The organism is Mesorhizobium xinjiangense (assembly GCF_009749525.1).
GTDB classification, from domain to species: domain Bacteria; phylum Pseudomonadota; class Alphaproteobacteria; order Rhizobiales; family Rhizobiaceae; genus Mangrovimarina; species Mangrovimarina xinjiangensis.
This window is the reverse complement of sequence record NZ_WOAC01000029.1, coordinates 31,414-52,010: the sequence shown is the minus strand read 5'-3', so window position 1 is coordinate 52,010 and position 20,597 is coordinate 31,414. Positions and strand designations below refer to the sequence as shown.

Below are 20,597 nucleotides of genomic sequence, written 5' to 3'. Positions count from 1 at the left end.
GGGCGTCCGTCAGTACGAATCGTTCCATCCGAAGCTTGAATCATGTTCAAGCCGCGGGTGGAATCCTGAATCTCAACAGGCCTTAGCGCGTGGGGTCGGTGAGGAAGGGCATGATGTCCACGCCGTCTCCCGGAAAGACAGAGAAATGCGGATGGTTCTCGAAGAGGCGGGCGGCGGCCTCGACGGTCTCGGCCTCAACGACGATGTAGCCGCAGAAGGGGTTCACGGCATCGGCGATGCCGTCCTTAGTCACGCGCGTCGTCTTGCCGACCATGCCGCCACGATCTAGGAACGCTGCGGCATTCCTCTCCTCCCAGTCCGTCCACTGCTTTAACCCGACGGTGTCGATCGCGTCCTGCTCGGGCTTGGGCAGGCTGCGAAAGCGGGCGAGGTCTTCGGGCTTCATGGTGTAGACGGCGAGAAAGCGGGGCATGCGGCGCGCTCTTTGTACTGGCAGAAAGGCATTCGAGCCTAGACTCCCTACTGGCCGAAGTCACTCCGCATTCGCGCCCTGTAAGTGCCCGCCGCCTATCTGCATCAGACCGGGATGTCCGCTTCGGAGGCGCGAAGCGCTCAAGCTGGGCGCGCGGTTTTGACGAAGCTCAGGCCAATCAGGAGTTTGAAAGACTAGCCATTCCAGGAGAAGCGGAACAGGTTTGAGCGATCTTGTCCGCGACCACGAGTACCTCTGTGACCGAGGAATAGTGACGAGATGTTTCCGAGTCAGCTTAACCGTTAGGTGCATCCGTTTTGCTAATGGTGACGTCGTACTGTCTCATTGTGAATCACCCTTTCAAATGCCTTGGAAACCGGCTCTCGCCATCCAGTAGTTCCACGCCCGCGTCAATGGCATCTCGCCGAGCAACATTGCGGCTGTCTTCCGGATCTCGCCGGGTGAAAGGTACTTCGGCTCCCCGAAGGGTAGGGTGTCGAGGATGAGCTGCGCGTTGTCACGCATATAGATGGATATCATGCAGATGGCCCTCAAATCGTGTGCTGCGCATACCGCACCATGGCCGCGGAGAAGGGCGGTCTGGCCGCTCCTAAGCGTGCGCGCCAGGGAATGCCCCATTTCGAGCGTGTCGACGAGCATGTTCGTGTCATCGAATTCAGGCCGGCTATCCCACACGGGCACGTCGGCTCCCATGACGGAGCCCATGTGGAATGCAGGTCGCAGCGCAATGTCCGTCAGCGAGAACGGAATAACGGAATGTGCGTGATGATGCGAAACCGCATTCACATCAGGCCTGGCCATATATATTGCGCCGTGGATATAGCGCTCGGCATAGGGTTTGCGCTGGTCGTCGGCAACCGGTGCGCCGTCAAGTTCGAACTCCATGATGTCGTCGTGCACGACGATTTCCGGGCTGCAAGAGCGTGACAGTAGGAAACGACCGGGATTGGTGGGGTGACGCACGCTGACGTGTCCGAAGCCGTCGATCACATTTTCCCTGGCCAAGATCCGATTTGCCAAGACCAAATCCCGTACGGCGTATTCCCGCAGTGTATTTTCGCTCATATCGTTCTTCTCCCTCGGCAATGATCCATGGTCCACAATCACACGGTGCAGGCCGCATGCATGATGGCTCGCGTCACGATCGAAAGGCCGAACGACGCCGACATGTCTCGTCCAGCAGCTTCAGGTCCAGAAACTGTCCTCCCGAGAACGCGTCGAGAGCCTGCTTCGGCGTTTCATCAACTTGTGCTCGAAACAGAGATTAGCAATCTAATGATTTGCGATATATCCCGGTTTCTAAGGAGTGTCGAGGGTGCTCGGACAGAAGGCTCCTTTGTTGACAAGGCCTCGGCTCAACCTTAGTGTCAAGAAAGTTAGTAATCTAATGATTACTCTGGGAGGAGTTCATGAAGAGATTGATCACTGGCGCCTTCGCAGGCGCAGCCTTCGTTTTGGCTACGCTGACGCCGGCATCGGCGCAAACCTACAATCTGACTTTGTGCGGTGCGAGCCCGGGCGGCCTGTGGAGCCTTCTCGGGGCGGGCATCGATGCGGCCGTAAAGAAATCGTTCCCGGGTTCGACGGTGACTTACCAAACCTCGGGCGGGGGGCTCGCCAATGTCGGGCTGCTCGACCAGAAGACTTGCGATCTTGCGATCATCCATGACGCCGAGGCGAAGCTGGCGCTTGGCGGCAAGCCGCCGTTCAAGCAGCCCATCGACAGCATGGCGACGATTGCCCAGATCTACACCTGGGCGCCGATGCAGGCGATCATCAACGCTGACTACGCCAAGGAGCATAATGTCAAAACGCTGGAGGACATTGCGGACCAGAAACTGCCGATCCGCATCGCCCTCAACCGGCGAGGCAACGTCGTCAGCTCGGTGGGCGAATCCATGCTCAATGCAATCGATGCCAGCCCCGATCAGATCAAGTCGTGGGGCGGCGACGTGCAGTTCGCGGCTTCCAGCGAGCAGGGCGACTTGATGCGCGACCGTCGCATCGACATGATCCTCAATTCGTTGTTCGTGAACCACAGCTCGATCCGCGAACTCGCGTCGTCGATCGATGTCGATCTGCTTCCGATCAGCGAGGAAAACGCCCAGAAGGTGATCGATGAATGGGACATCAAGCCTTACACGATCAAGAACGAAGCCTATGACTGGACCAGTCAGGACGTGCTGACGGTGACCGTCTCGGCACAGCTTTTCGTGCGCAAGGACGCCGACGAGCAGATGGTGCACGACATCACCAAGGCGCTCGTCGACAATGTCGAACAACTGCAGGACGTTCACAAGGCGATGGCCCCGCTCACTGTCGAGCTGATGGCCGGTGCCGAGACCGTTCCGTACCATCAGGCCGCCCAGAAGATCTACGAGGGTGCCGGCTACTGACGGCTGCGAGTGCCGGCCCGGGCGGGTGACCGCCCGCCGGCCCAGTTTCAAGAAATTGCAGAACTGCAAGGGATCGGCATCGCGCCCATGATAAATATCTTCTTCGACACCGGGGTACGCCGCTCTCCCGATGGACTGATTGGTCACCTCGTCAAGGCCTTTGCGGCCGCCACCGCCGTCTGGACGGTCTATGCGGCCGCGTTCTCTCGCGCCGACTCGCTGACCCTCATCATGACGTTCCTGTCGTTGATGCTCGTCCTAACCTTCGTGCTCGTCGGGCCGACGGCAAATTCCGACCGGGACCATATCCCGTTCCACGACTGGATCCTGGCACTGCTTGCCGCGGTGACCGGCATTTATTTCGTCTCGCAGGCCGGTGTCATCGCCCAGCGCATTACCTTGCTAGACCCACTGTCGACCTACGACATCATCTTCGCCACGCTGATCCTTGCGCTGACGATCGAGGCGATGCGGCGCACGGTCGGTGTCGGGTTGACGCTGATCGTCATCATATTCCTTACCTATAATCTGTTCGGCGACCGCATCGGCGGGGTGCTCGGACATGGTCTGATCACCTATCGGCACTTCCTCGACATCACGGTCTTCACGACCGACGGGCTGTTCGGCGTTCCGCTGCGCGTGGCTGCGACATATGCATTCCTCTTCGTCCTGTTCGGGACGACGCTGGCTAAAGCGGGCGGATCGGCCTTCTTCTTCAACATCGCGGCCTATCTGACCGGGCGCTCGCCGGGTGGTCCGGCCAAGATCGCCGTCATCTCTTCGGGACTCTACGGAACCATCTCGGGCAGTCCTACCTCCGACGTCGTGACGACGGGCGCGGTGACCATCCCAATGATGAAGCGGATGGGATATCGGCCGGCATTCGCCGGTGCCGTGGAAGTCGCGGCCTCGACCGGCGGCAGTCTGCTTCCGCCGGTGATGGGCGCAGCGGCGTTCATCATGGCCGAATATACCGGCATCGATTATGTCGACATCGCGTTTGCAGCCCTTATTCCGGCGCTGCTCTACTACGTGCCGATCTACCTGCAGGTGCATCTGCGCGCCAAGCGCAACAACCTCGCGCCGGTCGACCGCTCGCAGATACCGACACTTGGCACCACGCTGCGCGAGGGAGGGCTCTTCATCGTGCCGCTTGCCGCGATCACCTGGGCACTCATGGATGGCTACACGCCGACCTATGCGGCCGTCTACGGCGTCGCAGCGGTTCTGCTTGTATCGATGTTTCGCAAGTCGACGCGACTCGGCCCGCGCGCGATTTACGACATCCTGGCCGAGACGAGCCTTCGCACCGTTCCTGTCGCAGGCGCCTGCGCGGCGGCCGGCCTCGTCATCGGTGGCATCACGATGACGGGTCTCGCGTCGAAATTCTCGGCCCTCGTCTTCCTGCTGTCGGGTGCCGACCTGTTCTCATCGCTCACCATCGCGGCGATCCTGACGACACTGCTGGGCATGGGCATGCCAACGCCGAGCGCCTATATCCTGGCGGCAGTTCTGATCTCGCCGGTCATGCGCTCTCTCGGGGTGGAGGACCTGCCCGGACACCTGTTCCTGCTCTATTTCGCCGTCATGTCGGCGCTGACGCCGCCGGTCGCGGTCGCAGCCTACGCGGCAAGCGCGATTGCGGACGCCAATCCGCTGAAGATTGCGGCGCAGTCGGTAAAGATCGCAATCGGTGCCTTCCTGATCCCGTTCTGTTTTGTCTACAATCATGGGCTCCTATTGGAGGGGAGCGTGTGGGAGATCGTCTTCGCCACGGTCAACGCGGTTTGCGGTCTCGTCATGGTAGCAATCGCGGCGGAAGGGTACTGGAACACTCATATTCCGGCCCTGCCTCGGCTTGCATTTCTTGCGTCGGGCCTGCTGTTCCTCGTAGTCGGCTACGTCCCTCTGGCAGCGGCGCTCGCAGTGGCGGCGATGGGCGTCGCAATTATGAAGTTCCAGGGGAATGGCCAGACCAACGGCCATGCACTGCCGGGCAAGGCAGAGGCTGGCGAATAGTCGAGCCCGCAGTTACGCTCGGCAAGGAGTCGAGATGCAATTCAAGGGTGAAGGGGTGGCGTAGCGATGGGCGCGACGGAATCCCGCAAGGAGAGGGACGCAGTGCTCCCGTTCGACGAGAGTGTCGGCTACCAGATCCGACAGACCCACCGCCTGTTGCAGCGCTATCTCCAAGAGAAGATCGGGCCGCATGGCGTGACGCCTGGAATGTGGTACTTCCTGCGTGCACTGTGGCACCAAGACGGAATGACCCAGAGCGAACTATCCCTTGTGGTCGGCACAATGGAGCCGACCACGCTGACGGCAATCAAGTCGATGGAACGTTCCGGCCTCGTCACGCGGATCAAGAACGTCGACGACAGGCGCAAGATCAATGTTTACCTGACTGAAAAGGGGAAGGCACTCAGGGCCGAGCTGATGCCGCTCGCAAAGGAAGTCGTCGAGGATTCCGTGCAGGGGTTTTCGGAGCGGGAGAGACTGGCGTTTCTTGAGTTCCTCAAGGCGATCCAGGACAATCTGATGACCCGCATGAGTGAACAGGTCGGGAGACCCGAATAGGCAGGCAGGGCGTCAGGCGAGCTTCTTGAGAAAAGCCTCGACTGACATCACCTCGCGCATTGGGTATTTCTCGGCGTCCGCGTCGGGTTCCGTGCTGTAGCGCAGGCCCTGTCCGTCCCAGAACCACCAATAGGCGACCCCGCCCTGTTTGTCGTGGATCGGCATGCGGAACGTCGGGAAGGCGGCGTGTTCCTCTGGAATGCTGGTCCTGGCGACCCGCTCGCCTTCGATCCTCCTCTTCTCGATCGCTCCGCCGAGCGGGATCATGGCGACGAAGGCGCTTTGCGAACGTGCCAGCATGTCGAACTCGGTGGGTCGTTTGCCGTGCAGGCCGGGCAGGGCGCGCACGACCTCCGGGTAGGAGGGGTGATTGTGCGTCACCTGCACGTAGGAGAACCCGCCGGGGGTGCGGATTTCGACGATATCGCCTGGGGAGAACTTCATCGGATATTATTCCTTCGCCTGACGGCTCAAAGGCTGTAGGCCTCGACCGTCGCCGGGTGGAACAGTTCGTCGACCTCCACCTTGCGCGGCGAGAGACCTTGTTTGGCGTGGTAGCCGAGGAAGGTCTCGATGACATGGCGATTGAGCGCCAGCCCGTAGGGCCAGAAGTCGGTGCCCATCAGCGCGCGTGTCCGGGCGAGGTTGTCTTCCACGAAAGGCATTGTGACCTTGGTGGCCGATGTGTCCGATAGCGCCGTTTCGGCGAGAGTCTTTGCATGCGCAAAGGCCTTCAGGAGTGCACCCGGCAGCCAGGGATGCTGCGTTGCGAGCGAACGGCGCACGCCTAGCACATGCATGATCGGGAAAATCTTCGTCTTTCGGTAATAGGCCTCGGCTTCAGCGATCGTGTCGGCAAACAGGCGGCCAATTTGTGGATGGCCCTCGTCGAAACAGCGCGGTGCGCGCGGCCCGACGAAGCCGTCGATCTCGCCGTCGATGAGCATCTGATTGAGCGTTTTACCTTCCGGTGCTTCGGAGACGTGGATTTCCGGCGGAAGCTCGACCTTGATCTTCTCCGGTCGACCGGGCGTGTCCATGCCGCCGCGTACCCATTCGATCTGCGACGGCTTCACGCCGAATTCGTCCTCGAGAATACCCCGGAACCAGACATTGGCCGAGAGCTGGTATTCAGCGATGCCGATGCGCCGCCCCACAAGATCGGCCGGTGCATCGATGCCGTGATCCTTTCGCACGTAGATCGAGGTGTGGCGGAAGGCACGTGACAGGAACACGGGGATGGCGATGTAATGCGGCTCTCCGCGAGCAACCGAGATCGAGTAGGACGAGAGCGACAATTCGCTGATGTCGAACGCTTGGTGGCGGAAGGCGCGGAAAAACATCTCCTCCGGCGACATGAGCAGGCAGGTCGGGTCGACACCGTCGATGTGCACCCGGCCGTCGCTGATCGCGCGCGTGCGGTCGTAATCGCCCATTGCCAGCGATAGCTTCAGTTCACTCATCGCGTCGTTTCCTTCAGTCCGGTCTGGTGTTTCAGCGCGACTGGCTGGCCACTCTTCGCAGCGGACAGGATCGCGAGGCAGAGTTCGATGCTGGCGAGGCCCCATGCCCCGGTCTGCGGCGGCGATACGTCGCCGCGAACGGTGGCGACGATCGCGTCCGTGACGGCTGCACGGGGAAACTTCATGTCCGGTGCCGCAACGAATCCGCGCTGTGTGTCGCCATAAACATGCACGCCCTTCGGGCTGAGCCTGAGATCGGCCTTGTCACATGAAACGATAATCGGCCCGAAATGCTCATGGCGCGTCGCCGTCTTCGGTGTGTCGCCGGAGCCGTAGGTGCGCGTCGATTTCAGCCGCGCCTCCTCTTCGGGCGAGGCGACTGTGGCGAGCTTGCGGCGCGCGTCGCCGTAGGCATTCGGATCTTTCTCGTTGCCGAGTTCCCCGGTCCAGCCCATCCATTCGTCGCTGTCGAAATGGGCGTAGCCCGAATAGGTGAGCGAGGCGAAGGTGCCCCCGGAAAACGAGACCAGCGCCGAATAGGCACCCTCGGTCGGGCGGTCGGGATCCCATTTGCCGGTCATCGCTAAGACGCTTGTGCCCATGCCGCCGGCCAGCAGGCGTACGATGTCGATCTGATGGATGCCCTGTGAGAAAAGCACGCCGCCGCCCAACTCGGTACGCAGTTCCTCTGGGCGCCGGGGCCTGTAGAGGAAGTCGGTATAGTTCAGGGCATGGATCATGCGCACCGCGCCGTACTCTCCGCTTTCAATCAGGCGGCGCGCCACGCCGACCGGCGCGTCGAAACTGTGGCTCGGCCCGACGATGAGATGTACGCCAGCCTCGCGGCAGGCCGCGACCATGCGAACGCCGTCCTCGAGCGTTATGGCCAGCGGTTTGTCGACGATGACGTGCTTGCCGGCTTTTGCCGCAGCAATCACATGCTCGCAATGAAGTTGATGGGGTGTGGCCACGTAGACGATTTCTACGGCCGGATCCCGGCACAGGCGTTCGACGTCCTCGTAGACGTTGCCGCCGAACTCGTTGCGAAACGCCGAACGGGACGTCTCGCGCGGGGCGCAGGCGGCGACAAGGCGCAGGCGCGGATCGGACCTGAACGCCGGCAGCATCAGAACGAATCCGCGTCCGAGACCGATGACGCCGACACCGACAGGGGCAGTGTCACAGGTCAATGACAAGGTCTCCGCTGCGCGCGCGCGAAACGCAGATCATGATGTGGGCGTCCTTCTCCTCGTTCATCAGCACCATGTCGCGATGGTCTGCATCGCCGGAAACGAGACGGGTCTTGCATGTGCCGCAGGTGCCGCTTTCGCACGAACTGACCGTTGGCACACCGCTGTCGCGCACGGCCTCCAGAATCGAGCGGTTGGCAGGAACGGTGACAGTCGTACCGGATTTTGCCAGTTTCACGTCGAAGGCCACATCGTCGGAGCGAACCACGTCGATCGGCTTGAAATCCTCGAAATTGACTCGGCCCTCGGGCCAGTGGCCCGAGATCGCCTTGATCTCTTCCATAAGCGGCTTCGGCCCGCAGCAATAGACGTGCATGTTCTGCGGTTCGGCGAAATGATCCCAGAAGTCGTAGATCTTTTCGGGATCGCCGTCGTCGTGATGAACGAGGAGACGATCACCATATTCCGCCGTCATCTCGCCCAGATAGGCCGCATCTTCGGCGCTGCGCGTGCAGTAGATGAGCTCGAAGGGCTTGCCCCGATCCGCAAGATGGCGGGCCATGGCGTAGATCGGCGTGACTCCGATGCCGCCGGCGATCAGCAGGTATTTCTGCGCGTCCTTGAGCGGGAATTCGTTTTCCGGCGTTTCAACGAGGAGCTCGATGCCTTCCATGGCCCCGTCATGCATCGACTGCGATCCGCCACGCGATTGAGGCTCCTTTTTGACCGCGATTACATAGCGCCCGGGCTGTTCGCCAGGTCCGACAAGGGAATAGCGCCGTTTTGCGCCAGATGGCGTCTGCACCGTCACATGTGCGCCGGGATCGTAGGACGGCAACGTCCTGCCGTCCTTCGGCACGAGAGTGAATTCGGTGATTGTCGGGGTCAGCTTGCGGCGCCCTTCGACCGTCAACCTAATCGTTTCTCTGGTTTCGTTCATCGACTGCGCTGCGCTCCTCCTCGTGTCGCAGGTGTGTACTTAGAAAACTAACTATTTTGTGTCAACGGCTGGACGCATCTCGGAAGATGCCTTAATCATGCTTAGATTGCTAATTATACGGCCTCGAGGAGGAATCATGCTTACGCCAGAAGAGAATGACATTCTCACGCGTGTCGGCCCCGACAGGCCAATGGGGCGATTGATGCGCCAGCACTGGACGCCTGTCTGTCTCGTAGAGGAGGTCGCGGAGCCCGACTGCAAGCCGCTGCGGGTTGAGATTCTTGGTGAAAGCTACGTGGCCTTTCGGGATACGAAGGGGCGTGTCGGACTACTCGACGAACTCTGCCCGCATCGTCGTGCCTCGCTCGTGTTCGGCAGAAATGAAGAATGCGGGCTGCGCTGCCTCTATCATGGCTGGAAGATGGACGTGGACGGCAACGTAGTGGCAATGTCATCGGAGCCCGAAGGCAGTCCACTGATGAACAAGGTCAAGGCACGCGCCTATTCCGTTCGCGAATGGGGTGGCTTCGTTTGGGCGTGGCTCGGAGACAAGGAGCGGATGCCTGAATTTGATCCGCCTGCCTTCGCTCCGGCGGCAGACACGCCGGTTTCAATCCTCAAGATCCGTGTGCCGGCCAATTGGGCGCAGATCCACGAGGGGCAGATCGACAGCGCACACTCCTCGTCTCTACATTCCTCTGATATGAAGCCGGCCCGCGTTGAGGGAGCATCGGCCGATGACAAGGCTTGGTACAGACCGTCTACGGACAAGGCGCCGAGAATGCAGACCGAAACCACCAGCTATGGTTTCCACTATGCGGCCATCCGAAAGCCGATCAAGAATGCCGGCACGCATCATTATCTTCGGATCACGGAATACGTGGCGCCCTACTATTCGCTGATACCGCCCAACAACAACTACAGGGTCGCCAGCGTCATTGTGCCAATCAACGATGTGGAGACAGCCTTTCATTTCATTGCCTGGGGCGGTCCGAACGTACCGAGCACCGAGGAGTGGCGTCGCTTCAACCACGCCGTGCCGGGCGAGGACGTCGACCACAAATGGCGACCCAAACGCAATCTCGATAATGACTTCCTGCAGGACAGGGAGGCCATGAAAGCGGGAAATTTTACAGGTGTGAAGGGGATTCCGAACCAGGACATCGTTATGTGGGTAAGCATGGGTCCGATTGTCGATCGGACGAGCGATGTTCTTGGCGCATCGGATCTGGCAATCGTCGAGTTTCGACGTCTCATGGTTGATGCCGCACGCAAGGTAGCAGAAGGCGGTAGGGCGATCGGCACCGAGGAGCGTCGCGTTCCGCAGGCACACATTGCTTCACGCGAAGGAGTCTATTCCAAGGAGATAGACTGGCGCACGCTGGTGGACGCCTCGAGGCCGATTGCTGCCGAGTAGCCGGGAGGGCTGGCAGTCAATTGGGGGCGCTCTTCCTTGTGCATTTGATGTCAAGCTCGGCACATCGTTCGTGCCAGGGACTTCCCGATTTCGGAAGGCGCGTCACGTTCGGGCGATGCGCGACGGCAAGAGTGGGGCTCCTCGATGCGGCAGATAAACTTCGAGAGGAAGTTGGAATGGGGTGTTTGCGGAATGAAGGCGACCCTACTTTGCACGGCTCCCGAGCTTGGGCGCATCTCAAATGTGAGCACATCGGTTCCCTGAACTTGCACTCGAAATTCCCTGTTCAAATCGAAAGGGAATTTTTGGCTAATTACTTGAATTTAAATCGATAATCGTAGAATCGTTCCCGATTGTTTCACTTAAATGCTGATTGGTTTCCTTGTTTTTGGGGCTCTATCAGGGAATTTGACCGGAGACGGGCTTGCTCCAGACTGCCTGCACCACCAATAAATTCTCCTTTACTTCATAAATAAAATCAAAGACTTAACGATATATGGAAATGTGGCTACAGGAAATGTAGCCGCCATGTAGCCACCAGATTGAGCAGGCTGACCTTCGGCCCGAAAATCGGAATCGATTTTTCGGCAAGCACGATGCATGGATTCAAAGAGTTAGAACTTCATGCTGAACCGGGCGCCCAGAGTTTGCTCGCGCTCGGTGTTCTCCAGCAGGTCTGTCGACAGATTGTAGCTGGTGGCAAGCGTCGCCTCGTCGCTCACTGTCCAGTCGACCCCGGCGGTAAGGTTGAGCCGCGCCGCCGTCTCGGCGATTGCGCCATGGCCATCGCCGATGTCGTCTGCCCCGGCAAGGCGGGCCCCGAACCTTGTCCGGGCCCGCGACCATTCCATTCGCGCATCGGCATGGGGGCGGAAGCGTCCGGCGGAATGGGTGAACGGGCGCTCGCCGCTCACACCGGCCGTGATGCTCGCCCGGTAGGTTTGGCGCGCGGGACCGGCGCAGCCATCGGCAACGCTCCGTGTGGAGCGGTCGAATGCGGACCATGACAGGCGCGACTGGCCATAGGGCCTGATCGTCAGGCGGCGGTGCCGGAAGCTGCGACTGTAGCCGGTCCCGGCGAAAACCTGCTTGCCGCCGCGCCGGCCGCCGCCGGTCGCGCCGTCATAGGCGGTCGAATGATCCATCGTCGCCGCTCCGAGCGCCAGGTCGAGATAGCTGTCGCGGCCGGTGAAGATCGTGCCGTAGGCGGTATCGGAAAGATAGCGCGTGCCGAGCGAGCCGGTCTCGCCGAACGCCGTGCGTCCGAACCCGAAACCGACGGCGTTGCCGAGAAGAAGATGCGGTCCGACCCGGACATCGCTGCCGGCGAGCACCCCGTTGGAATACAGCGTCGAGGCGCGGGCATTCTCGTGCCGCGCGCCGTCGACCGTCAGATCGCCGGCAAACCAGACCGCCAGGCGATCGGTTCTGCGTTCCTTCTCCGGGGCGATATGGTTTGCCGTGTCGAACACGGCGCCATCGCCGGCACCGGTGAAACGCACCGCGAGCGAGCTGGCATGGGCGTTGCGGCCGTTGGGGCGCGCGCTGCGCGTTTGTCTGAGGCGCGCCGCGACCAGGCCGAGCTGGCGCGTCCGGGCGTTCGCGGCATCATCTTTCTGGCGGGTGAAGGCGGCGATGCGGTCGGCTGCAAGCGGCTCGATGGACGCCACGTCCTGGGCCGCGGCCTGGCCGGCCTGCGCCAGCACGCCGAGGGCCGCGCCAAGCGCGAGAGCGTAATGTCGGAGCACGTTCGATCGGCACATGTTGCGGCACGTTGCGGAAAGGAAACCCCGCGCGGCCAAGCCCCCGCCCGGGCACCATTCCGTCACTGGAAGGAGAACAGAACTGATTTCCGCTCAATAACAGAAGATATCCGTGTGTTACAATCAATTGATTGTAACATTTGCCCGACCATCCGCCGGTGCGCTCGCGCCGTGCCGGATCACTCGTACCCCGGCAGCACGCGCTTGTATTCGAACCCGCCGAACTGAATGGTCGAGGGGTCCGGAGCCGCCATTTCGCGTTCGCGCTCGTCACTGCACCAGAAGCTTGGCCATCCCGCGTCCAGGCAGTCGATCGAGACGAACAGGTTGCCCAGCCGATCGGAGGACGTGATGCGGAATATGCCGTGGTCGACGCGCCGAACGGTGGATCCGTCGTTGGCGGCCCAGGTCCAGGTCGTGCCGGGATCGGGCAAAGAGGAGGTAATGAGACGGTGTGCGAACGGCGTCGGTCCGGTGCTGCCGATCTGTTCGGCCCGGTAGCGCATCATGGCGGTAACGTAGTGGCCGATGACCGTCGTCTTGCCGGAGTAAAGGGCGGGGATTCCCTGTTGCCGCCCGTCCAGCATCGAGATGCGGACTGCGTCCAGCGCCTCTGTTGCGCCCAACATTGGTGTTGCGGCCATTGCGAACAAGGCCGCCAAGACAAGCCGTCGCACCCGGTCCCTCCCGACGCGCTCACGAAGCGAAGCCATATTATGCCGCCAGCATGTCCCGCTCAAACGGAATCGTTTGAGCGAAAGGCACATGCTCAAACTTAATGATCTGGCGCGCATATCCTTGCTTCAAACATTTCCATTTGAAGCGAACGCGCGCCAGGCAGCGCAACATCAATGTCGCCGACGTATCGGCCGTTCGTTCCTGATCTGCCACTTTCCACGGTCGGGCGACATCGGAAGCGATCCGGGACAGGCGGCACGGTTGGCGGTTGCCTGGTCGGCGCATGCCTGATATGCGGCAGTCCGTCATTATCGACCACGTCACGCAGGCTCGACACATGGAACCGAAGCAGTCAGACCGATAGGCCGCAACAACCCTTGCCTTTGTTGTTGCGGCAGTCTGCACGGTTCCGATCTCATTTCATGAGGGCGCAGACCGCCGCCAAATGTCATTCATTTGAGCGGATGCTTTGTCATGCCTACTTACAATCCACGACCGTGGACCTGCAGCCTGCCGGCGGCCTTGATGCTTCTGGCACCCTTCAACATTCTCGCCTCGCTCGGCATGGACATATACCTGCCGGTTGTTCCCGCGATGCCGGCAATCCTCCAGACCACGCCGACCGTGGTCCAGTTGACCCTTAGCCTCTACATGATCATGCTCGGTGCCGGGCAGGTCCTGTTCGGCCCGCTCTCCGACAGGGTCGGCCGTCGCCCTGTGCTGATCGGCGGCGCACTGCTGTTTGCGCTGTCCTCGTTTGCCCTGGCAGCGACCTCGTCGGCACATTTGTTCGTGGTGCTGCGGCTGGTCCAGGCGGCAGGCGCCTCGGCAACACTGGTCGCCCTGTTTGCAGCCATACGCGATGTTTACGCGGAAAGGCCGGAGAGCACCGTCATCTACAGCCTGATGAACGCGATGTTGGCATTTGTGCCAGCGCTCGGTCCGATTGCCGGCGCGCTCATTGCCGATGCGTTCGGATGGCGCTTCATCTTCATCGCTCTGGGCGTTCCGGCTTTGGTGTCGCTCGGCTTCGCGCTGCCCGCTTGGCACGAAACGCGGCAGGTCAATGAAACACGTCGCGGAGCGTCGTTCGCTCCGATGCTGAAGAGCCTTTCCTTCTGGACCTACACTTTGGGCTTCGGCGCGGCCATGGGGACGTTCTTCGTGTTCTTCTCGACGGCGCCGCGCATCCTGATCGGCGGCGCCGGCTTCTCGCAACTCGGCTTCAGCCTGGCATTCGCGACCGTCGCTTTGGTCATGATCGCCACGACACGCTTTGCAAAGCGCTTTGTGGAGTGTTGGGGTATTGCCGGAAGCCTCGTGCGCGGCATGGCGCTCCTCATCCTGGGTGCCTGCGTGCTGTTGTTCGGCCAGTTCTGGCTTACGCCATCGTTCTGGTCGTTCATCGTGCCGATGTGGCCGATGGCGGTGGGTATCGTGTTCGCGGTCTCCGTCACGGCCAACGGCGCCCTGCGGGAGTTCGGCGACATCGCCGGGACCGCCGTGGCCCTGCATTTTTGCGTCCAGAGCATCATCGTCGGTGCTGTCGGCACCGGCTTCGTTCTGGCACTCGGCGGCGATACGGCCTGGCCGCTGATCGCCTATTCTGCCGTCATGGCGACATTTACGCTTGCAGCCCTGTGGTGGCTTCGTGCCCGAGCGACGCGCCTGCAGGCAGCATAGCAACGCGGCTTGGCAGAGCGGCCCGCAATGCCCGGGCCATTTTCTCTGCAGCACGAAAGGTGGACGCGACGGCAACGTTGCCTGAGCCCGCCGCCCCGTTGCCTGGACGGTCGGCGCCGTCGCGTCCGGTCTGCCGCTTAGGGGAAGGGCCACGCTGGACCAAATGAAAAAACATGTCGATGTGAAATAGAACCCCGGCGCGGCGGAGAAGCAGGTTCGATATGCCGCATAAACAAGGAGATGACTCCCCTTTTCGGCGCTTTCCGGACAAAAAAAGGCCGGGCGATGAGCCCGGCCAGGTTGAAGGTACAAACCTCCAGAGGGGAACACGCCGAGCGCAATGGGAGGAGCGCGCCCGACGCATTATTGAAATAGGTATCCCGGCCGCCCGCTTCAACATGCCGGGTGATGGCAAAGACGGCGATTTGGTTGGTCCAGATCTTGCCTGCCGTGACGCCGATGTCAGTCCGACTTGCGGAACTGCTGTATGCCCCAGGCCAGATAGCCGGCATCGGCCGCCTTCACCCAGTTCTCCAGCCCGATCACCATCTTGTCGAGATACTCGGCCGAGGCGCCGGAGTCGCGCAGCTTCTGATAGTTGGCGAGGAGTTCCTGGCGCACCCGGTCGTAGTGCTGGCGCAACTGCTTGGTCATCTCGTCCTGCGCCACGATCTCGAAGCCCTGCGCACGAGCAGCTTCGCGATAGAAGCGGAAGGAGCCGAGGCTGTTGAGCTGGAGACGGTCGTAGACCGGCTGCAGTACGCCGGTCGGCACGTCGTCGGCCTGCATCGGGTCGGTGAAGATGAAGTGGCCGCCCGGCTTGAGCACCCGCATGACCTCGCCCAGCACGCGTTCGCGCTGGTCGGAGTGCAGGATGGCATCCTGGCTCCACACCACGTCATAGCTGCCGTCGGGCTCGGGAATGTCCTCGAACACGCCGTGAATGACACGGATCTTGTCGGCCAGCCCGGCACGGCGGTTCCTGTGCCGGTTGGTGTCGTTCTGGATCTCGGAAATGTTGAGGCAGGCCGCCGAGCAGCCGTATTTCTGCACCATGCGGCGCATCGAGCCGCCGTAACCGGCGCCGATGTCGAGCACGCTGGCATTCGCGTCGAGAGCGGGCAGCATCGAAATCATGCGCTCGACCGTTTCGGCGCTGGCAGCGCGAATATCGGAGGTCTCGTCGTAGATGCCGATATGCAGGTCTTCGCCGCCCCAGATGGTGCTGTAGAAGGTGTCGGCGTCGTCACCGTCATAATAGTCCTCGGTGACGTCGCGGATATCGTTGTCGCCCTCGTTGCGGGTGCCGCCCCAGCGCTCCATGTGCATCGCCGACTTTTCGGCAACGTGAACGAAGAAGTCTGGGTCGTCGTCGGCATAGGTTTCCTGGAAGTCGCCATAGGTGCGCACGCGCTGGAAGCCGGCTTCCGAAAGCAGCTGACGCACATAGTTCCTGCGGATCGGGCACATGTTGAGCGTATAGCTCGACCCGTCCGGGAAGGAATATTTGAAGCGCACGAGGCTGTCGTCGATATGTTCCGGCTCGGCGGTGACCTGATCGCCGCAATAGTAATACATGTGCTTCGACTTGAAGCCCTCGTCGAGCATCGTGTCGTAGTTGCGCTGGTCGAGGATCAGGATGCCGTCATGCTTGAGCGCGGCGTAGAACTCGGCGAGCGCGCGCCGCCGGTCGGCCTCGGTGTGCAGATGGGTGAACGAATTGCCCAGGCAGATGATCGCGTCGTACTTGCCCTGAATGTCGCGATTGAGCCAGCGCCAGTCGGTCTGAACGGTCTTCAGGATGAGGCCGCGCGACTGGCCGTTCTGAAAGGCCTGCGTCAGCATGGCGGCCGAACCGTCGGCCGAGGTGACGTTGAAGCCGGCCTCATTCAGCCTCACCGAGTGGAAGCCGGTGCCGCAGGCGACATCGAGCACGGTCTCCTTGCCGCGCGCCCGCAGAACGTCGATGAAGAACTGGCCTTCGCTTTCGGCGCGGGCGGCCCAGTCGATCAGTTCGTCCCATTTCTCCGCAAAGGACGTGATGTATTCACCGCGGTAGAGGTCCGTTTCCCGGTCCGCGAGCGGATCATCACCGTAGGCCTGCCTTTCAAGTTCGAGTTCAGGATTGGCCTGTTTGAGTGCTGCTTCTGACATGTCGCTCTCCGGTTTCCCCTATTCTTTGAACGTCAATTGACTGCAGCGCGAGCGCAGCCGCGATATGCGCGGTCCCCGGTGGGGCCGCGGCAAATAAATCTTTGCTACTGAACCGATTGCGCTTGAGCGTGCCATCAATGGCTGTGCGCACCGGCGCCAACTCGTTCGGCTTCGCCGAGCGGCGGCGATCGATTTCAGGACGCCGCGAGTTGGCAGGCCGCAAATGATCCGCCCGAAAGGTCTTGCCCCTCGAGGGCGGTGCGGCCGTTTTGATGCGGTGCAGGATATCGTTCAAAAGCGACATTGCAAGGTGAATATACGACATTGATCATCGACCCGCCCCTCATTGCGCCGTATCCCGCTGGTATGGTTTGGAAAATCAGGTCGGTCCGGATGCGTGATTCGCTCCTGTCGGCATCGTCGGCGCGATCTGCGCCTGTCGCGGGTGCGAACGCCGGCGTGCCCTTTTCGGCAATGCGGCGCTCAGAGGCTGCGCGCATTCAAACGATGCCGAACACCCGGCCGCTGCCCGCCTCGCGGTAGAGATCGATTCGCGCGCCGTTCCAGTGATAGTCGAGATGGCGGCCCTGCACCTGGTTGGCGGCGAAGCGGACACGCTTGACAAGCCGCCCGCGTTGGCTGCACCTTGACGGCTCACCTGGGGGGTCCCGTCAAGGGGCTGAGATATTGCTGGGTGTGGCCAAAGCACGATGCGAGGCCATGCAGCGCAGTGACCCGATGAACCTGATCCAGTTCATACTGGCGTAGGGATGGTGTTGCTTCGCGGGCCCAGAAGCCCAAGTCAGATCAAATCAGCGAAGCTCTTCCTCCTTCAGACCACAGGAACTGGGTCTCCATTGCCAATGAAGCAAAAGGAGGCTCTGACCCATGGATGCTTTTGCCCCGACCGTGACCACCGGTCCCCTTCCCGCATCGCGTAAAACCTACAAGCAGGGGACACTGCACCCCGATATCCGCGTGCCCATGCGCGAGATCGCGGTGCATCCGAGCGCCGGCGAACCGCCCGTCACCGTCTATGATTCGTCCGGTCCCTACACCGATCCCGATGCGCTGATCCAGATCGACAAGGGTCTGCCGCGCCTGCGCGAGGCCTGGATCAGGGCGCGCGGAGATGTGGAAGACTATCAGGGCCGGGATGTGAAACCCGCCGACAACGGTTTTGTCTCCGGCGATCGCCTGACGCCGGAATTTCCCGCACGCAACCGGCCATTGAAAGCCAGGAACGGCAAGGCCGTCACGCAGCTTGCCTATGCCCGCGCCGGCATCGTCACGCCGGAAATGGAATTCATCGCCATCCGCGAAAATCTCGGCCGCGCGGCCGCAAATGCCGAGCTGGAGCGCGATGGCGAGAGCTTCGGCGCTGTTATCCCCGACTTCGTGACGCCGGAATTCGTGCGCGACGAGGTGGCGCGCGGTCGCGCCATCATCCCCGCCAACATCAACCACCCGGAGAGCGAGCCGATGATCATTGGCCGCAATTTCCTGGTCAAGATCAACGCCAATATCGGCAATTCCGCCGTCACCTCCTCCATGGCCGAGGAGGTGGAAAAGATGGTGTGGGCGACGCGCTGGGGCGGCGATACGGTGATGGACCTGTCCACCGGCCGCAACATTCACAACATCCGCGAATGGATCATCCGCAATTCGCCCGTGCCCATTGGCACCGTGCCGATCTACCAGGCGCTGGAGAAGGTGAACGGCATCGCCGAGGACCTTAACTGGGAGGTTTTCCGCGACACGCTGATCGAGCAGGCCGAGCAGGGCGTCGATTATTTCACCATCCATGCCGGCGTGCGCCTGCATTACATCCCGCTCACCGTCGACCGGGTGACCGGCATCGTCTCACGCGGCGGCTCGATCATGGCCAAATGGTGCCTGCACCACCACAAGGAAAGCTTCCTCTACGAGCATTTCGAGGAAATCTGCGACATCTGTCGCGCCTATGACGTCTCCTTCTCGCTCGGCGACGGCTTGCGCCCCGGCTCCATCGCTGACGCCAACGACGCGGCGCAGTTTGCCGAACTTGAGACGCTGGGGGAGCTGACGCAGATCGCCTGGAAGAAGGATTGCCAGGTGATGATCGAGGGCCCCGGCCATGTGCCGATGCACAAGATCATGGAGAACATGGACAAGCAGCTCGAGATCTGCGGCGAAGCGCCCTTCTACACGCTCGGACCGCTGACGACGGACATCGCGCCCGGCTACGACCACATCACGAGCGGTATCGGCGCGGCGATGATTGGCTGGTTCGGCACGGCGATGCTCTGCTATGTCACGCCGAAGGAGCATCTCGGCCTGCCCGACCGCGACGACGTGAAGACCGGCGTCATCACCTACAAGATCGCCGCCCACGCGGCTGACCTCGCCAAGGGGCACCCGGCGGCAAAGATCAGGGACGATGCGTTGTCGCGGGCGCGCTTCGAGTTTCGCTGGGAGGACCAGTTCAATCTGTCGCTCGACCCCGAGACGGCGCGCAACTTCCACGACCAAACCCTGCCCAAGGAGGCGCACAAGGTTGCGCATTTCTGCTCCATGTGCGGCCCGAAATTCTGCTCCATGCGCATTTCCCACGACATCCGCGCCGAGGCACAGAAGGAGGGCATGGAAAAGATGGCGCAGAAGTTCCGCGAGGGCGGCGATCTCTATGTGCCGGTGGAAGAAGCGCGGGAAGACGCGGGCTGAGCCATGCAGGTCTTCATTCGCGGCGCGGGCGTGGCTGGGCTCACGCTCGCCCATGAACTGACTGTGCGGGGCGCAAGCGTAACCGTCGCCGACATTCGGACCGCCATTGCCGGCAACGCTTCGTGGTTGGCCGGCGGCATGCTGGCGCCGTGGTGCGAGCGCGAAAGTGCCGAGGAAGCTGTGCTGACGCTCGGCCGCGCGGCAGCGGACTGGTGGGACGGCGCCCTGCCGGGTCATGTCGTGCGCAACGGCACGCTGATGGTGGCTCCGGCGCGCGATGCGGCCGAGCTTTCGCGCTTCGCCGCGCGCACCGGCGGCTTCCAATGGCTGGAGGGCACGCAGGTGGCGGAACTGGAGCCCGATCTTGCCGGCCGTTTCCGCCAAGCCCTGTTCTTTGCCGGCGAAGCGCATCTCGACCCGCGCGTGGCCTTGCTTGCCCTTTATGACAGGCTGGAAGCCGCCGGCGTGCGTTTCGCCTCCGGGCGTCAGGCCGCAGACGTGCTGGAAAGAGACGGTAACTGGGACATCGTGGCCGACTGCACGGGGATGGCATCCAGGCAGGCGGGTTTGCGCGGCGTGCGCGGGGAAATGCTGATCCTGCACGCACCCGATGTCACTCTCTCGCGGCCTGTCAGGCTCCTGCATCCGCGCTTTCCCGTCTATGTCGTGCCGCGCGCCGATCACCATTTCATGGTTGGCGCGACGATGATCGAGAGCGAGGATCGCGGACCGGTCACGGCGCGCTCGATGATGGAACTCCTGAACGCCGCCTACAGCCTGCATCCGGCCTTTGGCGAGGCCAGGATCGTGGAGACGGGCGTCGGCATCCGCCCCGCCTATGCCGACAATCTGCCGCGTATGAGGCGCGATGGACGCCGGCTGACGATCAATGGGCTCTACCGGCACGGTTTTCTGCTGGCGCCGGCCATGGCCAGGCAGGCAGCCGCGACGATCTTGCGGGATAGACTGGAGGTTCTTCATGAAACTCACCGTTAATGGCGAGGAACGCGCCGTTTCGGCCGACACGCTGGCCGCGCTGCTCGAGGAACTCGACTACGAAGGCGGCTGGCTGGCCACGGCGCGCAATGGCGAGGTCGTGCATCGCGATGCACGCGGCCGTTGCCGCCTTGCCGAAGGCGACCGCGTCGAAATCCTTTCGCCGATGCAGGGAGGCTGAGC

At 61.8% G+C, this 20,597-nt stretch carries 18 protein-coding genes and 1 riboswitch; of the genes, 8 read left to right on the top strand and 10 right to left on the bottom strand.

The features are described 5' to 3' along the window. Window positions 1-82: 82 nt before the first annotated feature. Together GM909_RS22980 and GM909_RS22975 are read right to left on the bottom strand one after the other, a co-directional pair. A complete protein-coding gene (locus GM909_RS22980) occupies window positions 83-433 on the bottom strand; it encodes a hypothetical protein (RefSeq protein ID WP_157019547.1) in 351 nt (116 codons plus the stop codon). 360 nt (window positions 434-793) lie between these two features. Further along, window positions 794-1,519 (bottom strand): class II aldolase/adducin family protein, encoded by a 726-nt coding sequence (locus GM909_RS22975; RefSeq protein WP_157019546.1) that lies wholly within the window; start codon window positions 1,517-1,519, stop codon window positions 794-796. A 344-nt stretch (window positions 1,520-1,863) separates the two neighbouring features. Here GM909_RS22975 and GM909_RS22970 point away from each other — a divergent pair, with 344 nt between their 5' ends. The 3 genes from GM909_RS22970 to GM909_RS22960 all read left to right on the top strand — a co-directional run bounded on the left by GM909_RS22970 (window position 1,864) and on the right by GM909_RS22960 (window position 5,427). Next, entirely contained in the window at window positions 1,864-2,850 is a 987-nt protein-coding gene (locus GM909_RS22970; RefSeq protein ID WP_157019545.1) for a TAXI family TRAP transporter solute-binding subunit, read from the top strand. A gap of 87 nt (window positions 2,851-2,937) precedes the next feature. Then, window positions 2,938-4,869: a TRAP transporter permease gene (locus tag GM909_RS22965; RefSeq protein WP_157019544.1), complete on the top strand. Its 1,932-nt coding sequence runs from the start codon at window positions 2,938-2,940 to the stop codon at window positions 4,867-4,869. Window positions 4,870-4,935: 66 nt separating this feature from the next. Beyond that, window positions 4,936-5,427, top strand: coding sequence for a MarR family winged helix-turn-helix transcriptional regulator (locus GM909_RS22960; protein ID WP_157019543.1), 492 nt, complete (start codon window positions 4,936-4,938; stop codon window positions 5,425-5,427). A 12-nt stretch (window positions 5,428-5,439) separates the two neighbouring features. Here GM909_RS22960 and GM909_RS22955 read toward each other — a convergent pair whose 3' ends face one another. Genes GM909_RS22955 through GM909_RS22940 form a run of 4 tightly spaced genes read right to left on the bottom strand, consistent with a single transcriptional unit; the run spans window position 5,440 to window position 9,020 of the window. Further along, window positions 5,440-5,871: a hypothetical protein gene (locus GM909_RS22955; RefSeq protein WP_157019542.1), complete on the bottom strand. Its 432-nt coding sequence runs from the start codon at window positions 5,869-5,871 to the stop codon at window positions 5,440-5,442. Window positions 5,872-5,897: 26 nt separating this feature from the next. Then, window positions 5,898-6,890: an ABC transporter substrate-binding protein gene (locus tag GM909_RS22950; protein ID WP_198174369.1), complete on the bottom strand. Its 993-nt coding sequence runs from the start codon at window positions 6,888-6,890 to the stop codon at window positions 5,898-5,900. After that, complete coding sequence (locus GM909_RS22945) at window positions 6,887-8,080, bottom strand: Gfo/Idh/MocA family oxidoreductase (RefSeq protein ID WP_157019541.1); 1,194 nt, start codon at window positions 8,078-8,080, stop codon at window positions 6,887-6,889. Before GM909_RS22945 ends, GM909_RS22950 begins: the two co-directional genes overlap by 4 nt. Then, window positions 8,070-9,020: a PDR/VanB family oxidoreductase gene (locus GM909_RS22940; RefSeq protein WP_157019540.1), complete on the bottom strand. Its 951-nt coding sequence runs from the start codon at window positions 9,018-9,020 to the stop codon at window positions 8,070-8,072. The genes GM909_RS22945 and GM909_RS22940 overlap by 11 nt, the downstream gene beginning before the upstream one ends. 136 nt (window positions 9,021-9,156) lie before the next feature. Between GM909_RS22940 and GM909_RS22935 the strand changes: the two genes are divergently transcribed. Then, window positions 9,157-10,437, top strand: a complete 1,281-nt coding sequence (locus tag GM909_RS22935) for a Rieske 2Fe-2S domain-containing protein (protein ID WP_157019539.1) — start codon at window positions 9,157-9,159, stop codon at window positions 10,435-10,437. Between the two features lie 614 nt (window positions 10,438-11,051). Here the strand turns inward: GM909_RS22935 and GM909_RS22930 are convergent. After that, window positions 11,052-12,185: an autotransporter outer membrane beta-barrel domain-containing protein gene (locus tag GM909_RS22930; protein WP_157019538.1), complete on the bottom strand. Its 1,134-nt coding sequence runs from the start codon at window positions 12,183-12,185 to the stop codon at window positions 11,052-11,054. A 194-nt stretch (window positions 12,186-12,379) separates the two neighbouring features. After that, window positions 12,380-12,829: a hypothetical protein gene (locus GM909_RS22925; protein WP_157019537.1), complete on the bottom strand. Its 450-nt coding sequence runs from the start codon at window positions 12,827-12,829 to the stop codon at window positions 12,380-12,382. Window positions 12,830-13,352: 523 nt separating this feature from the next. Between GM909_RS22925 and cml the strand changes: the two genes are divergently transcribed. Further along, window positions 13,353-14,561, top strand: a complete 1,209-nt coding sequence (gene cml, locus GM909_RS22920; protein WP_157019536.1) for a CmlA/FloR family chloramphenicol efflux MFS transporter — start codon at window positions 13,353-13,355, stop codon at window positions 14,559-14,561. A 462-nt stretch (window positions 14,562-15,023) separates the two neighbouring features. On the opposite strand, the gene GM909_RS22915 is transcribed toward cml, so the two are convergent. After that, window positions 15,024-16,715, bottom strand: coding sequence for a glycine/sarcosine N-methyltransferase (locus tag GM909_RS22915; RefSeq protein ID WP_157019535.1), 1,692 nt, complete (start codon window positions 16,713-16,715; stop codon window positions 15,024-15,026). Continuing rightward, complete coding sequence (locus GM909_RS22910) at window positions 16,681-17,040, bottom strand: hypothetical protein (RefSeq protein ID WP_157019534.1); 360 nt, start codon at window positions 17,038-17,040, stop codon at window positions 16,681-16,683. The genes GM909_RS22915 and GM909_RS22910 overlap by 35 nt, the downstream gene beginning before the upstream one ends. Window positions 17,041-17,364: 324 nt before the next feature. Continuing rightward, a riboswitch (TPP riboswitch) is annotated at window positions 17,365-17,504 on the top strand. A 99-nt stretch (window positions 17,505-17,603) separates the two neighbouring features. Here GM909_RS22910 and thiC point away from each other — a divergent pair. The 3 genes from thiC to thiS are packed head-to-tail and all read left to right on the top strand — an operon-like array spanning window position 17,604 to window position 20,595. Continuing rightward, on the top strand, window positions 17,604-19,418 hold the full coding sequence (thiC, locus tag GM909_RS22905; protein WP_157019533.1) for a phosphomethylpyrimidine synthase ThiC: 1,815 nt from the start codon (window positions 17,604-17,606) through the stop codon (window positions 19,416-19,418). A 3-nt stretch (window positions 19,419-19,421) separates the two neighbouring features. Further along, entirely contained in the window at window positions 19,422-20,414 is a 993-nt protein-coding gene (gene thiO / locus GM909_RS22900) for a glycine oxidase ThiO (protein ID WP_157019532.1), read from the top strand. Next, window positions 20,398-20,595, top strand: coding sequence for a sulfur carrier protein ThiS (thiS, locus tag GM909_RS22895; RefSeq protein WP_157019531.1), 198 nt, complete (start codon window positions 20,398-20,400; stop codon window positions 20,593-20,595). The genes thiO and thiS overlap by 17 nt, the downstream gene beginning before the upstream one ends. The last annotated feature ends 2 nt before the right edge of the window (window positions 20,596-20,597 follow it).